The sequence below is a fragment of the Streptomyces ferrugineus genome, assembly GCF_015160855.1.
Lineage (GTDB): Bacteria > Actinomycetota > Actinomycetes > Streptomycetales > Streptomycetaceae > Streptomyces > Streptomyces ferrugineus.
The window spans coordinates 7,206,311-7,222,151 of the sequence record NZ_CP063373.1 but is presented as its reverse complement, the minus strand read 5'-3'; the positions used below and the strand labels follow the sequence as shown (position 1 = coordinate 7,222,151).

Sequence of the window (15,841 nt, the reverse complement as noted above, 5' to 3'; positions counted from 1 at the left end):
CGGAAATATCGCATGCCAGTGAACGTCGCACGCCAGTGAACAGAGAGTGGGTTGTTCATGCACACCCAGGCCGGTGCTCCCGTGAGTCGCCGCCGATTCCTCGCCCTGTCGGCGGGTGGCGCCGCGGCCGGCGCAGCAGCGCTGAGCGGCTGCGCGATGCAGGTGTCGACCGGGGTCAGCGGCTCCGGTGAGACCGTCACCGTGATGGTCAACTCCGGGGACATCCTCCCGGAGCAGGTTCAGCAGGCCAAGAAGGACCTCGGCATCAAGATCGTCCTGGTGAAGTACGACATCACCAAGCTGATCGCGATGCTCACCAGCGGCAACCCGCCGGACCTGGTGCGCGGCGTCGGTGCCGAGGACCTGCCGTTCTTCGCGGCCCGGGACGTGGCCGAGAACCTGGATCCGTACTTCGCCCGGAGCCGCGTCCTCAAGGAGGACGACCTGGACCCGGTCAACGACCTGTGGCGCTACGACGGCCGTACCCAGGGCAAGGGCCCGCGCTACGGCATGGCGAAGGACTTCTCCCAGGACTCCATGTACTGGTACAACACCGCGGCCTTCGACAAGGGCGGGGCCGATTACCCGCCGGAGACCGGGCCGGTCACGTATGAGGAGTGGCTCGACAACGCCAAGCGCCTCGTGCAGCGCAAGAGCGGTCAGACCACCGTCTTCGGCGGCAGCTTCAACGGGCTGACCCGGTCCACGCTCCTGGCGACGATGACGGCGGCAGCCGGCGGCAGTCTCTTCAACGACGACTTCTCCCGCGTCGACTTCACCGCCCCCGAGGCCCGCAAGGCGCTGGCCTGGTACATCGACTACTGCAAGACCAAGGTCGGGCCGAGCCTCATCCAGCCCGACCCCAACGGCTGGGACGGGCCCACCTTCCAGGCCGGGCGGCTGGCCATGTCGAACTCCGGCTATTGGCTGGGCGGCATGATCTACCCCGACAAGAAGCTCGCGGCGGTGTCCCGCCTGGCGCCCGCCCCCATCTTCGCGGGCGGTGAACGGATCAGCGCCTGCCAGGGCGGCACCGGGCTGTGGATGCCGCGCGGCGCGAAGAACAAGGACGCCGCGTGGCGGGTCTTCGAGTGGTTCTTCGGCGAGGAGCCGGCCAAGGCGCGCGCCTCCGGCGGCTGGGGCATTCCCACGCTGAAGTCCCTGCGTTCGCTGATGCCCGCACAGGAGGAGTACCAGAAGCGGGTGCTGAAGGTGCAGGAGAACGAGCTGAAGCACTTCTCGGTCGTCTCGTTCACTCCGTACACCAGGGCGGACGCGCTCGACGCCCTCTTCAACCAGATCGCCCCCGCCGCGATGAACGGTCAGATCTCCGTCGACACCCTCGCCGGGCGCCTGAACTCGGCCTTCAACGAGCAGATGAAGCGCGGTAAGGAGCAAGTGGGATGACGGTCGACCAGATCTCCTCCGCCGCGGACCGATCGAGCGCCGCCACCGACACCGGGCGCGCGCCGGCCACCGCCGGGCCGCGGATCTCCATGACCGCGCGCAGGCACCGGGCGTTCTACCTGTTCACCTCGCCCTGGATCATCGGGTTCCTGCTGCTGACCGTCACGCCGATGGGGTACGCGCTGTGGCTGAGCTTCACCACGTTCGACGGCATCTCGCCCAACTGGAAGTACGTCGGACTCGACAACTACCGCGAGCTGCTGAACGATCCGGTGACCTGGGGCGCACTGGGCCGCGCGGGCCTGTTCGCGGTGACCTCGGTGCCGTTGTCGATCATCGCGGGGCTGGCCCTCGCCGTCCTGGTCAACCGGCCGCTCAAGGCGCGCGGTCTGTTCCGCACCCTGCTGTATCTGCCCGCCGTGGTTCCGCCGGTGGGCGCGGGCCTCGCCTTCAAGCTGCTCTTCGACCCGAACTCCGGCGCCACCAACGGCGTCGTCACCTTCTTCGGCTTCGAGGCCATCGGCTGGCTCGCCGACCCCTACGCCCGGTATGTGCTGCTGATGACGGTGCTCTGGGCCGCCGGCAACGTCATGATCATCTCGCTGGCCGGCCTCCAGGACGTACCCAGGGAACTCCACGAGGCGGCCTGTATCGACGGGGCGAGCGCCTGGCGCACCTTCCGCAGCATCACCGTGCCGCTGCTGTCGCCCGTCCTGCTCTTCCAGACGGTGACCGGGATGATCGCCTCGGTGCAGACCATCATGCCGCTGCTGCTGGCCCCGCTCGGTGACACGAGCGGCATCACCACGGTCCCGCAGTCCAACTACCTGTACATGATGCACGTCTTCGCGCAGTACTTCGCGCTCGGCCGCTACGGCTACGCCTCCGCGCTGCTGTGGGTGCTCTTCGTCCTGATCCTCATCGCCACCGGACTCATCTTCAGGTTCACGTCCGGCGCGGTGTTCTACAACGTCGACCCGGAGGCGAAGAAGTGACCGCCACCACCCTGCCGCCCCAGTCATCGGCGACCGACGCGCGGGTGCGGGTACGCACCAGGCGCCTCGTCCTCTACACGGTCCTCGTCTCCGTCACCGGCCTGTTCCTCGGGCCTTTCGGCTGGCTGGTCCTGTCCGCCCTGAAGACCCAGGGCGAGCTGGCCGCCTCGCCCGTGCACTGGCTGCCCGAGGCCTTCCAGTGGCACAACTTCGCCGACGCCTTCACCCAGATCGACTTCCTCGGCTACGCCCGCAACTCCCTGATCATCGCCCTCCTCTACGCCACGCTCGTCACCGTCAGCTCGGCATGGGTCGGCTTCGGCTTCGCCCGGCTCGACGCGCCCGGCAAGAAGGTGCTGTTCGGCATCCTGCTCGGGTCGATGATGCTGCCCCAGATGGTCACCCTGCTGCCGACCTACCTCATCTTCGCCAAGGTCGGCATGGTCGACACGTACTGGCCGTGGGTGCTGTGGGGGCTGTCGGCGGCGCCGTATCTGGTCTTCCTCTTCCGGCAGTTCTTCGCGGGCATGCCGCGCGAGCTGGAGGAGGCCGCGATCGTCGACGGCTGCGGATACCCGTCGATCTTCTGGCGGATCTTCCTGCCGCAGTCCTGGCCGGTGCTGTCCGCGAGCTTCATCATCGCCTTCACCTGGACCTGGGGCGACTACATCGCCCCGCAGCTGCTGCTGTCCACCGACCGCACCACGCTCGCCGTCGCCGTGATGACCACCTACGTCAACGAGGGCGGTACGCCCGTCCCCGAGCTCCAGGCCGCCGCCTCGGTGATGTACGTCGTCCCCATCCTGCTGATCTTCCTCGTCGCCCAGCGCGGTTTCGTCGCCGGGATGTCCACGTCCGGGCTCAAGTAGCCCATACAAAACCCCTTTCTCATAAGGAACTCAGCCATGAACCACACCCACGTCACCGGCCTGTCCCGGCGCACCCTCATCCAGGCCGCGGGCGCCACCGCCGCCGCGTACTCCCTGCTCGGCACGGCGGCCGGCACCGCGAGCGCGGAGGACAGACCGGAGGCTGCCGACCGGCTCGTGGTGCACCCCGTGCCGGGCGCCATGCCGATCAACACCAGCTATGTCGTCAAGGCCCGCACCCCCGGCGGCCAGTGGAAGCCGGTTCCGGTCCTGCGCGCCACCACGAAGACCATCAACGAGAAGACCGGCAGCGGCATCATCCGGCCCACCTCGGTCGCCAGCCTCGACTTCACCGGCACCGTGGAGGTGCAGGTCACGTCCGCCAAGGGCGCGATCGGCAGCGCCCGCGTCCGACCGCTGTCGTACGACATCCAGCACGAGGTCAGCGGCGACACCATCACCTTCGCCCTCACCGAGCCGCGCAACCTCTCCATCGAGATCGACGGCGACATCTACGGCAACCTGCAGCTGCACGCCAACCCGATCGAGAAGACGCGGCCGGAGGCGGACGATCCCGACGTCATCTACTTCGGCCCGGGCATGCACACCCCCTCGGACGGCGTGGTGAAGGTGCCCAGCGGCAAGACGGTGTACCTGGCCGGCGGCGCGGTGCTGAAGGCCCGCGTGGAGTTCATCAACGTGGAGAACGCCCGGCTGCTCGGCCGGGGCATCATCACGGCCTCGGACGCCGCCACCCTGGTGAAGTTCTCCAAGAACATCGAGATCGACGGCATCCTCGTCCTCAACCCGAAGTCCGGCTACTCCTGCACCATCGGCCAGTCGAAGCAGGTCACCGTCCGCAACCTGCACTCCTACAGCTCCGGCCAGTGGGGCGACGGCATCGACGTGTTCAGCAGCGAGGACGTCCTGATCGAGGGCGTCTGGATGCGCAACAGCGACGACTGCATCGCCATCTACGCCCACCGCTGGGACTACTACGGCGACTGCCGCAACGTCACCGTCCGCGACTCCACCCTGTGGGCCGACGTCGCCCACCCGGTGAACATGGGCACGCACGGCAACCCGGAGCAGCCCGAGACCATCGAGAACATCGTCTTCAGCAACATCGACGTCCTCCAGCACCGCGAGCCGCAGGTCCTCTACCAGGGCTGCTTCGCCCTCAACCCGGGCGACAGCAACCTCATCCGCAACGTCCGCATCCAGGACGTCCGGGTCGAGGACTTCACCTGGGGCCAGCTGTTCAACATGCGCGTCATGGCCAACCGCTACAACGCCTCGCCCGGCCGCGGCATCCACGACGTCTACGTCCGCGACGTCACCTACAACGGCAAGAACGAGCACATGCCGATCGTCGTGGGCTACGACGCGGACCGGCAGATCAAGAACCTCACCTTCCAGAACCTGGCGATCAACGACACGGTCATCGCCGACACCATGCAGAAGCCCCGCTGGTACCTGACGCCGGACATGGTGCCGATGTTCGTCAACGAGCATGTGACGGGCCTGCGTTTCCTGAAGGACAGCGAGGCCGCCGCCACGGTGGCGCCCGAGATCACCAGCGCCGGCGAGGCCACGGCCACCGCACGCCAGGTCTTCAACCACCTCGTCACCGCGAGCGCGCTGCCGACGTCGTACGACGCCGAGGGACTGCCCCAGGGGCTGAAGGTCGACGACAGGACCGGCCTGATCTCCGGCATCCCGCAGGTGCCCGGCACCTACAAGGTCACCGTCTCGGCCACGAACACCGTGGGCACGGCGACCAAGTCCGTCTCGATCACCGTGCAGCACCCGTAAGCCAGGAGACAGTTCCATGCAAGCCCTCAGCCGACGGACGTTCCTCGGCGCGGCGGGACTCGCGGGCGTGGCCGGGAGCGGACTGCTGTCCGCCCTCGCCGCCACGCCCGCGTGGGCCCAGACCGCCGACACGGCGTTCACCTTCGCCCACCCCGGCCTCCTGCACTCCCGCGCCGACCTGGACCGGATGAAGTCCGCGGTCGCGGAAGGCCGGGAGCCGATCGCCTCCGGCTTCGCCGCGCTGGCCGCCGACTTCCGCGCCCAGCACACCTACGGCATCCGCAACACCGGCCAGATCACCACCTGGGGCCGCGGCCCCACCAACTGGACCCGCCAGGCCGCCGACGACGCGGCCGCCGCCTACCACAACGCCCTCATGTGGGCCGTCACCGGCGACGTACGCCACGCCGACAAGGCCCGCGACATCCTCGACGTCTGGGCCGCCTCCCTCACCGGCATCACCGGCGCCGACGGCCAACTCGGCGCCGGCATCCAGGGCTTCAAGCTGGTCAACGCCGCCGAGATCCTCCGCCACAGCGGCTACGACGGCTGGCCCGAGGAGTCGATACGCCGCTGCGAGCGCTCCTTCACCGACGTCTGGTACCCGGCCCTGTCCGGCTACTGCCTCTACGCCAACGGCAACTGGGACCTCGGAGCGCTGCGCACCATCCTCGCCATCGGCGTCTTCTGCGACAACCGGGTGCTGTTCGAGGACGCCCTGCGGTTCGCGATCGCCGGCGCCGGCAACGGCTCGGTGCTGCACCGCGTCGTCTCCGCCACGGGTCAGGGCCAGGAGTCCGGCCGCGACCAGGCCCACGAGCAGCTCGCCCTCGGCCTGCTCGCCGACGCGGCCGAGGTCGCCTGGCGGCAGGGCGTCGACCTGTACGCCTTCGCCGACGACCGCATCCTCGCCAACTTCGAGTACTTCGGCCGCTACAACCTCGGCGACGACTCCGTCCCCTTCACCCCCGACCTCGACCGCACCGGCAAGTACGTCAAGACGGCCGTCTCGGGCCGGCAGCGCGGAGTGTGGCGGCCGCTGTGGGAGATGGCGTACGCGCACTACGCCGGCCGCCTCGGCAAACCCGCCCCCTACACCGAGAAGGTCGTCTTCCGGGGCACCGGCGGCACGCGCTTCGTCGAGGGATACCAGGAGGACCACCCGGGCTGGGGCACCCTCACGTACGCCGCCACGACGGCCGCCTCACCCACCGCGCCGACGGCCCCCGCCGGCCTCACCGCGACCACCGACGGCCGCTCCGTCACCGTGAGCTGGCTGCCGACCGCGTGGGCGAAGACGTACACCGTCCGCCGGGCCACCCGCCTCGAAGGGCCGTACGAGGAGATCGCCTCCGGCGTCGACAAGCCGGCCTACAAGGACACCGGCGTCAACGAGGGACGGACGTACTACTACACGGTCAACGCCACCAACTCCCGGGGCAGCAGCGCCGATTCGCTCCCGACCGCCCTCACCGCCGGGCTGCCCGAGCCCTGGTCCACCGAGGACCTCGGCGCGGTGAAGATCCCCGGCTCGGCGGGCTTCGACGGCGAACGGTTCGTCCTGGAGGCGAGCGGCACCGCCGACACCTACCGCAGCACCCACCTCCGGCTGCCCGGTGACGGAGCGATCACCGCACGGATCGTCTTCCCGCTCAGCTCGCAGTACTCCAAGATCGGCGTCACCCTGCGCGACTCACTCGACGCGGACGCGGCCCACGCCGCCATGCTGATCCAGGGGCTGCCGCTGCACACGTGGAGCGGCGTGTGGAGCGTCCGCCCGAAGGCCGGGGCCGCCGTGACCGGCACCGGCAGCACGCCCGTGCCGCCCTCGCAGCAGACGGCGATCACCAGCTCGGCCGCCTTCCCGATCTCCAACCTGGGGGAGCTGCCCGAGTCGGCGACCCCCCTGGAGGCTCCCTACGTCGAGGGCGCCGGCGACGGCTACCGGCTGCGGGCCCCGTACTGGGTGCGCGTGACCCGCAAGGGCCGGCGCTGCACCGGCGCGATCTCCCCGGACGGCATCCGCTGGACCGAAGTCGGCTCCAGCGAGGTCGAGTTGGGGCGCACGGCGTACGCGGGTCTGGTCCTCACCTCGTGCCTCGGCGTCGACGAGGAGTACGCCGAGACCGGCACCGGCGCCTTCGACAACGTCTGCGTCACCTCCGCGGCCATCGGCGAGATCTGGTCGCCGCCCCGCCCCGGCCGTACCGCCACCGGCCTCACCGCCGCCACCGGCGCCGACGCCGTCGAGCTGGCCTGGACCGACCCCGATCCGTCCGCCCGCTACAAGGTGCTGCGCTCCACCTCCGCCGACGGCCCCTTCGAGACGATCGCCACCGGCATCGGCGCGGTCGGCTTCGGCACCCGCGTCCGGTACGCCGACGCCACGGGCGCACCCGGGACGACGTACCACTACGCCGTCGCGAAGACGAACTGCGGCGGACGCGGCCCGCTCTCGGAATCGACCGCCGCGCGGATGCCGACCCCGACCGTGCCCCAACTCACCTCCGCCACCAGCGCGTTCGCCAACAAGGGCGACGCTTTCCGGCACGTCCTGCGCGGCTCGCACGAGCCCGTGCGGTTCACCGCCGACGGCCTGCCCGACGGCCTCCGCCTCGACAGGCGCACCGGCCTGATCTCCGGAACGCCCAACAGGACCGGCGAGTTCACCGTCACCACCACCGCCGGCAACGCGGCGGGCGACGGCACCGGCAAGCTCACCCTGACGGTCGGCACGCCCCCGCCCGCCCCGTGGACGTACGGCGACCTGGGCGATGTCGTCCTCGACGACCGGGACTTCGGAACGTTCGGCGTCGCGGCGATCCACACCCCGGGCAGTACGTCGTACGCCGACGGCACCTTCACCGTGCGCGGCGCGGGAGTCGATCTGACCGTCAACAACCAGGGAATGACCGGGCAGTTCGTACGACGGCCCGTCACCGGCGACTGCGAGATCACCGCCCGGCTCGTCTCCCGCACGGGCGCGAGCGCCGACCGGGTGGGCCTGCTCATGGCCAAGTCGCTGTCGCCCTTCGACCAGGCCGCCGGAGCGATCGTCTCCGGCGGGACCACCGCGCAGCTCATGCTGCGCACCACCGTGGCCGGAAGGTCCACCTTCACCGGGAACGGAACGGCCGCCCTTCCCACCCTGCTGCGGCTGAAGCGCGTCGGGACCGCCTTCGCCGCGGCCCTGTCCACCGATGACGGCGCCACCTGGACCCCCCTCGCCGAGGGCTCGATCCCCGGCTTCGGTGACGCCCCCTACTACGTGGGCCTCGTGGTCTGCTCACGCAACCCCCTGGCTCGCTGCACCACCGAGTTCGACGAGGTGAGCATCACCCCCATGTAGATCCTCCACGGAATGGAGATGCACCGAATGAGCCGCACTTCCCCCCACAGGCACCTCCACACACCAGACGCAGAGGTGAGCCGTCGCGGTCTGCTGAAGACCGCGGGCGGCCTCACCGCCGCCCTCGCCGTCGGCGGTTCCGCGGCCGTGCTGACGGGCAGCACGGCCGACGCGGCCCCCGCGACCTTCACCCACCCCGGCATGCTGCACAACTGGGGTGACATCAACCGCGCCAAGGTCAGGGTCGCCGCGGGCAACGACCCCTGGCTGTCCGGCTGGAACCGGCTGACCGCCAACTCCCACTCCCAGTCCACCTGGTCGCCCCGGCCCACGGCCACGATCATCCGCGGCGGCGACGGGCAGAACTACCCCCAGCTCTACAACGACATCCACGCCGCCTACCAGAACGCGCTGCGCTGGCACATCGGCGGCACCGCCGCGAACGGCGACTGCGCCGTACGCATCCTCAACGCGTGGTCGTCCACGCTCACCACCATCACCGGAAACGCCGACCGGTACCTGGCCGCCGGCCTCTACGGCTGGCAGTTCGCGAACGCCGCCGAGCTCATGCGCGGGTACGCCGGGTTCGACCTGGGCCGGTTCAAGACGATGATGCTCAACGTCTTCTACCCGCTGAACGACCGGTTCCTGCGCGAGCACAACGACGCCTGCATCACCAACTACTGGGCCAACTGGGACCTGTGCAACATGGCCTCCATCCTGGCCATCGGGATCCTGTGCGACGACGGCGCCAAGTACGATCAGGCCGTCGACTACTTCAAGAACGGCGGCGGCAACGGCCAGATCCGGCGCGCGGTGCCGTTCCTGTACCCGGGTGTCGAGGGCTACGACCTCGGCCAGTGGCAGGAGTCCGGCCGCGACCAGGGCCACACCGTCATGGGCATGGGCCAGATGGGCGCCCTGTGCGAGATGGCCTGGAACCAGGGCGACGACCTGTACTCCTACGACGGCCGCCGCTTCATGAAGGCCGCCCAGTACGTCGCCAAGTACAACCTGGGCATGAACGTGCCCTACACCACCTACACCTGGGGCAGTGGCCAGAACTGCGCTCAGCAGTCACAGACGGTGATCGGATCCGGCAGCAGGGGCCAGGTCCGCCCGGTGTGGGCCATGCTCCACTACCACTACAACCGGCGTCTGTACCTCGACGACAAGTACATCAGCCAGATGTGCTTCTCCGTCGCCCCCGAGGGCGGAGGAGGTGACTACGGCTCCACCAGCGGGGGCTTCGACCAGCTCGGCTTCGGCACCCTGATGTACGCCAAGTAGCCGTGTGGTCCGAATAGCCCCTCACCGCGCTCGTGCGCCGGAATACCGGGCCACAATGAGTTGCTCTGATCTTCACGGTGCACGAGCGCGGTGAGGAGGCTGGTGGACGTATGACGGCAGTCCAGGCAGACCCCGTGGTGAGCACGCCCTACGGTGCGGTAAGGGGCCGGTACGAGCACGGCGTCGCGGTGTTCCGGGGAATCCCCTACGCGGCGCCCCCCTTCGGCCCGCTGCGCTTCCGGCCGCCCGCACCGCCCGAACCCTGGGACGGTGTGCGCGACGCCGGAGCCTTCGGGCCGACCCCGCCGAAGCCGCCGTACTCCGAGGCATTCGCCCAGTACCTGTCGGACCCCGTCGTGCCCGGCGACGACTGTCTCAACCTCAACGTCTGGACCCCCGAACCCGGCCCCGGCGCCCGGCTGCCGGTCATGGTGTGGCTGCACGGCGGCGCCCTGACCCGCGGCTCCTCCGGCGTGCCCGTGTACGACGGGCGGCCCTTCGCCCGGGACGGGGTCGTGCTGGTCTCGGTCAACTACCGGCTGGGCGTCGAGGGCTACGGCTACTTCCCGGACGCCCCCGCCAACCCGGGACTGCGCGACCAGCTCGCCGCCCTGACATGGGTCCACCGGTCCATCGCGGCCTTCGGCGGCGACCCGGACCGCATCACCCTGTTCGGCCAGTCCGCCGGTGCGATCAGCACCGGCGCGCTGCTCGCCGCACCGCAGGCCCAGGGCCTGGTCCGGCGCGCGATCCTGCAGAGCGGGCCGCCCGAGGCCGCCGAGCGGGACAAGGTGCGGCGGATGGTCCGCCGGATGGCCACCCGGCTGAAGATCCCCGCCACCGCCGCGGCCTTCGCCGAGGTCGACCGCGAGCTGCTGCTGCGCACCCAGGCCGAGGTGGGCCGGCTCAGCAGCCCCGTGCTGGGCGGCCCCGCCTTCGGCATCGTCGTCGACGGTGACATGGTGCCGCGCGACCCGATGGAGGCCCTGGCGGAGGGCGCGGCGGCCCGTGATGTCGACCTGCTGACGGGCTGGACCCGGGACGAGTACCGGCTGTGGCTGGTGCCCGGCGGCCTCCTTGAGCGCGTCGACCGGCTCGGCGCGGTCGCCCTGGCCGGCGCCATGGCCCGCTGCCACGTCGGCGCCGAGGTGCCCCGCGGCTACCGCGCCCTGCACCCGGAGGCCGGCACCGCCGAGATCGTCGGCCAGATGGTCACCGACCACCTGCTGCGCGTCCCCCTGCACCACCTGGCCGACGCCCGCCCGGGAACGTCGTACGTGTACGAGTTCGCCTGGCCCTCCACCCTCCCCGACCTCGGCGCCTGCCACGCCCTGGAACTCGGCTTCGTCTTCGACACCGGCGACGTCCCCGAGTCCCGCAGGCTGGCCGGCGACGGCGCCCCGCAGGAGCTCGCGGACGAGATCCACCGGGCGTGGGTGCGGTTCGCGGTCGAGGGCGACCCGGGGTGGCAGCGGTGGGACGACTCGCATCCGGTACGGATCTTCGGCGACGGCGAGACCCACACCGCGCACGGCCCGCGAGACGCCGAACTCGCCCTGTGGGCGGCTGCCCCGGCCCGGGAGCCCACCGCCGCGTCGCTCCCGGCCGACGGTTCGCCCCCGCGCGGCACGGAACTGCGGTCCGTCGTACGCCGGCTGCGGCTGCCGGGCGCGGTCCGCCGGCAGTGAGAGCCTGGGAGCGCTACTCGGCGAGCGCCCCCACCGAGTCCCGCACCACCACATGCGTGCCCAGCAGCAGATGCTCGTCCGGATGGTCCGGGGTGCGTCCCAGGGCCGTGCGTACGGCGAGGCGGCCCAGTTCCTCGTACGGGACGTGGACCGTCGTGAGCGCCGGGTGCAGGTCGCGGGCGAACGGGATGTCGTCGTAGCCGGCCAGTGACACGTCGCCGGGCACCTCCAGGCCGGCCTCGTGCAGGGCGGTCAGCGCGCCCGCGGCGACCATGTCGGTGGCGGCCACCACGGCCGTGAAGTCCAGCCCCTCCTTCAGGGCCTGGCGCATCAGACGGTGGCCGGAGTCGCGGGTGAAGTCGCCGTGCCGGAGCAGCGCCGGGTCCGGGTCCAGGCCGCGGGCCCGGTGGGCGGCGAGATAGCCGCGCTCGCGGCCCTGCGCCGTGGTGTGGTCCGCCCCGCCGCCGAGGAACAGGACACGCCGGTGACCCTGGGTGAGGACGTGGGCGACCAGGGCGTAGGCGCCGCCCTCGTTGTCGTACTCGATGACCGTGACCGGCGCCCCGGGGCCCAGCGGCGGCCTGCCGCACAGCACCAGCCGGGAGCCCGCCGACGCCAGCGAGTCGGCCATCCGGCGGGTGCGCTCGCGGTACTCCGGGGTGTCGGCGGAGCCGCCGACCAGGATCACGGCGGCGGCCCGCTGGGCGCGCATCATCTCGACGAACTCGACCTCGTGCTGGACGTCGCCCTCCGTGGTGCACACCAGGCACAGATGGCCGAGCCGCCTCGCCTCCCGCTCCACCCCGTACGCCATGTGCGCGAACGACGGCCCGGTGATGTCCTCCAGCACGAACGCCAGCGTGGGCGTGCCGACCCCCGCCACCGCCTTGGCGCGCGCGTCCGCGACGTAGTCCAGGTCACGGACCGCCCGCTGCACCCGCGAGCGGGTCGACGCGCTCACCGGGTACACCCCGCCGAGCACCCGGGACACGGTCGACGCGGACACCCCGGCACGCGCCGCCACGTCCCGGATGGTGCTGCGCCCGGCGTCCCCGCTCTTTCTGGTCATGTCTGCCTCGCCCCTAGAGCTGCGGGAACACGGCAGCAACCGGTTCCCGACCGGAGGCTAGCAGTGCGGTGGCAGGGCCGACAGGCATTACGCCTTCAACGCCCTCGCGATGGACGCGACCGCGTCCGGGCCCACCCGGCAGCACCCGCCGATCAGCCGCGCCCCGGACGCCCGCCACCCCAGGACCTCCTCGGCCGTGAAGGTGGCGCGCCCGTCCCAGGCCCGCGCCTCGGCGTTCCAGGCCTCACCGCTGTTGGGGTAGACGACGACCGGCTTGCCCGTGACCCGGGCCGCGCTCTCGACGGCGCCCTCGACGTCCTCGGGCGCACAGCAGTTCACGCCGACCGCGATCACCTCGTCCGCGTCCGCGGCCAGGGCGAACGCCTCCTGAAGCGGCTGCCCGGCGCGGGTGCGCCCGCCGGCGACGGAGTACGACAGCCAGGCCGGAACACCGAGCCCGCGCACCGCCCGCAGCAGCGCCCGCGCCTCGTCGGCGTCGGGAACCGTTTCCAGGGCGAGGACATCGGGCCGGGCCGCCGCCAGCACCTCCAGACGCGGCCGGTGGAAGCGCTCCAGCGCGTCCACGCTCAGCCCGTACCGGCCCCGGTACTCGGAGCCGTCCGCCAGCATCGCCCCGTACGGCCCGACCGACGCGGCCACCCACAGCGGGCGCGTGATCCCCTCGGCCCGCGCCCGCCGCGCCGCCTCGCGCGCCGACTCCACGCTCAGCGCGAGCAGTTCGGCCGCCCGCTCGCGCCCGATGCCACGCTTGCCGAACCCCTCGAAGGTGGCCTGGTAGCTGGACGTGATCGCCACGTCCGCGCCCGCCCTGAAGTAGGCCAGATGCGCCTCGGTGATCGCCGCCGGCCGCTCCGCGAGCAGCCGCGCCGACCACAGCTCGTCACTCAGGTCGTGCCCGGCGGACTCGAGCTGGTTGGACATACCGCCGTCGAGGACGAGCGTCCCGGTGGCGAGGGCTTCGGCGAGGGAGGCGGTGGTGCTGGTCATGGTGTCGACGGTAGCCGAGCCGGGACCGGCCGCCGGAGCGGCTCCCGGTGTGCCACGGCAGGGTCCAGGGCCCTTCTTCCACGGAGATCCATCAGAAGGGCCCCGCAGGATGGCCCTAGCCCTGAGCCGCGTGCCGCCCGCCCCGCCGTCGACCACGCCCGCGCCCTCGCTGCGTCACCGGCACCATGAGCCCGACGAGCAGCCCGGCGGCCAGGACGTACGGCCACCAGCCGAGGCCGTTGCCCGCGGCGCTCGTGGTGCGGGTGCCGGGGGAGGCGACCGTGTCGGCGGCGGTGCGGGGGGTGTCGGAGCCGGGGGAGGGGCTCGTGGTGACGGCCGTGAGGACCACGTCGTTGCCGTCGCCGCCCCGGTAGGAGATGCGGTACGCGGTGTCGTCGAGCTGGAGCTTCTCGCCCTCGTCGAGGCCGGTGAAGGTACCGGTCGTCCTGGCCCGGCCCCGGTGGTCGAGGACCGTGATCGTGCGGGCCGGCTCGCTCCCGGTGGCGGCGGAGGCGAGGTCCAGGTTCCCGGCCAGGCGGACCGCGCCGGTCACCCGCAACGGGCCGTCGCGCAGCACCAGTTCGCCCTTCGCCGACTGTGTGTAGTCGCCGGCGACGGTCAGCCCGGTCGCGACCACGCCGTCGTTCGTCACCGCTCCCTCGACGGTTCCCTTGCCGGTCAGCGTCGTCGCCACGCGAAGGCCCGAAGTGCCGGCGTCCAGTCGGGAGTCGGCGGAGGGAAGCGTGATCGACCTGCTGCGGTCGAGGGTCGCGCCGCCGCGCAGCGCCAGGGTGCCCTTCTTGACCGTCGTCCTGCCGGTGTAGGTCACCGACGTGCCGGTCAGCGTCGTCGTCGCGGACCCCGCCTGGGTCAGCGAGCCGGTGCCGCTGACGCGGGAGAGGGTGAGGGGCTTGGAGACGTTGTTCAGGACCAGTGAGCCGTTGTTGACGACCTTGTAGAGGCCGCCCTTGGTGTAGAGCCCGCCGTCGCCGCCCCGCCTGCCGCTGCCCAGCCGCAGCACCGCGCCCTTCTCGACCGTCGTCGAGCCGTCGTAGTACTGCACGGCCGCGAAGGTGACGTCGTTGCCCTTCGTGCCCTTGATGACGATGTCCCCGGCGCCGGGTGCGGAGAGCGTGTCGTGGAACACGCCGCCGCCGATGGGGGCGCCCAGTGTCACCGGCCCGTTGTAGTTGAAGGTGAGGAGGGAACGGGAGCGTGCCGCGAGGAGGTTGATGTAGACCGTCTCGGCGGTCCCGGGCATGAAGATCTTGTTCGTCGTCCCGTCGCCCCACTGGACGTTGGCGCCCTTGATGTTGGTGCCGCGCTTGTTGACGTTCTTGCGGGCGGGCGTCCAGTTCAGGGCCGGGTCGCTGAGCGAGGGGTTGGTGTCCCCGCCCTGGTTCGACCAGCTGTACTGGCCGGTCAGTACCACCTTGCTGCCGGGTCGAGACTGGACGTTGATGTCGCTGCCGTACTCGCGCTGGTAGAAGTCCATGCGCTGGGTGACGGTCTGGCCCAGCGGGGTGTCCACGGTCCAGGTGCCCTGGTTGAGGATCTTGCGCACATTGGGCAGTGACGTCGCGTACTCCGGTGCGCCGGCGTTCGCCTGGGTGCCGTTGTCGATCACCCCGGAGAAGGGGTGGGTGCCCGAGATGTCCCAGGTGCCCCAGAGGAAGCGCGGCTGGGTGATGAGCCCGGAGCCGCTGATCGTGCCCAGGTTGTAGGCGCTCCTCAGGGACAGCCGCAGGGTGCCGTCGACCCGGATGTTGTCCTGGTTGAGCCGGAACGCCGGGGTGTTGTAGGGGAAGTGGCCGATCAGCCCGGTGGTGCCGCCGTTGCCGTACTGGAGGGTCGCCCCGCGCTCGACGGTGATCGCGGGCGGGTCGGGGCGGGTCGTGGTGACGTAGGGGTGGTTGCCGCCGCGGACGCTCACCTGCTGCCGCTGCCGCGACTTGGGCAGCGTGAAATCGCTGTCCCTGGTCAGGATCAGCGTGCCGGTGCCGCGCACGGTGAGGGTGCCCTCGCCGCGGAAGACGCCGTCGTACGTCGTCGTGCCGGGCGGCACGGTCACCACCGCGTCGCCGTCGAGCGTGACGTCCCGGCCCCCGAGCACATCGGCGGATATGTCCCGGGGGCCGGCGGCCACCGCCGTGGGGGAAGCGGTGACGGTGAGGGCGGCGACCGCGGCGAGGGCGCCGGCGGCCGCTGCTGTCTTGTGGGTAAGGCTGCGCACGGTATGGGAGACGGGGCGGAAGGCGGTCGATAACAGAAAATCGCACCCGGGCCAGAAAACCCGACCAGAAAGCGCTCTCCCTCATCCCGTCCAACCCGTTGACCTCCACGTTCCACAC

Annotated in this window: 10 protein-coding genes; 7 read left to right on the top strand and 3 right to left on the bottom strand. The window is 71.1% G+C overall.

The window, feature by feature from the left end:
• Positions 1-57 precede the first annotated feature (57 nt).
• From IM697_RS32320 to IM697_RS32290, 7 genes are all read left to right on the top strand, one after another.
• Entirely contained in the window at positions 58-1,407 is a 1,350-nt protein-coding gene (locus IM697_RS32320) for an extracellular solute-binding protein (protein ID WP_194039625.1), read from the top strand.
• Entirely contained in the window at positions 1,404-2,402 is a 999-nt protein-coding gene (locus IM697_RS32315; RefSeq protein ID WP_194039624.1) for a carbohydrate ABC transporter permease, read from the top strand. The genes IM697_RS32320 and IM697_RS32315 overlap by 4 nt, the downstream gene beginning before the upstream one ends.
• Complete coding sequence (locus IM697_RS32310) at positions 2,399-3,271, top strand: carbohydrate ABC transporter permease (protein ID WP_194039623.1); 873 nt, start codon at positions 2,399-2,401, stop codon at positions 3,269-3,271. The genes IM697_RS32315 and IM697_RS32310 overlap by 4 nt, the downstream gene beginning before the upstream one ends.
• A gap of 36 nt (positions 3,272-3,307) precedes the next feature.
• Complete coding sequence (locus IM697_RS32305; RefSeq protein ID WP_194039622.1) at positions 3,308-5,086, top strand: Ig domain-containing protein; 1,779 nt, start codon at positions 3,308-3,310, stop codon at positions 5,084-5,086.
• 16 nt (positions 5,087-5,102) lie between these two features.
• Positions 5,103-8,435, top strand: coding sequence for an alginate lyase family protein (locus IM697_RS32300; protein ID WP_194039621.1), 3,333 nt, complete (start codon positions 5,103-5,105; stop codon positions 8,433-8,435).
• A gap of 27 nt (positions 8,436-8,462) precedes the next feature.
• Positions 8,463-9,725, top strand: a complete 1,263-nt coding sequence (locus tag IM697_RS32295; RefSeq protein WP_194039620.1) for an alginate lyase family protein — start codon at positions 8,463-8,465, stop codon at positions 9,723-9,725.
• 110 nt (positions 9,726-9,835) lie between these two features.
• The gene (locus IM697_RS32290; RefSeq protein WP_194039619.1) at positions 9,836-11,413 is read left to right on the top strand and encodes a carboxylesterase/lipase family protein; all 1,578 of its coding nucleotides are present in this window, start codon (positions 9,836-9,838) and stop codon (positions 11,411-11,413) included.
• A gap of 13 nt (positions 11,414-11,426) precedes the next feature.
• Here IM697_RS32290 and IM697_RS32285 read toward each other — a convergent pair whose 3' ends face one another.
• The 3 genes from IM697_RS32285 to IM697_RS32275 form a co-directional block, all read right to left on the bottom strand.
• Entirely contained in the window at positions 11,427-12,482 is a 1,056-nt protein-coding gene (locus tag IM697_RS32285) for a LacI family DNA-binding transcriptional regulator (protein ID WP_194039618.1), read from the bottom strand.
• Positions 12,483-12,569: 87 nt separating this feature from the next.
• Positions 12,570-13,490 (bottom strand): homocysteine S-methyltransferase, encoded by a 921-nt coding sequence (mmuM, locus tag IM697_RS32280; protein WP_194039617.1) that lies wholly within the window; start codon positions 13,488-13,490, stop codon positions 12,570-12,572.
• 115 nt (positions 13,491-13,605) lie between these two features.
• Positions 13,606-15,723 carry an autotransporter gene (locus IM697_RS32275; RefSeq protein WP_194039616.1) on the bottom strand — a complete coding sequence of 706 codons (2,118 nt, stop codon included), beginning with the start codon at positions 15,721-15,723 and terminating at the stop codon, positions 13,606-13,608.
• Positions 15,724-15,841 lie beyond the last annotated feature (118 nt).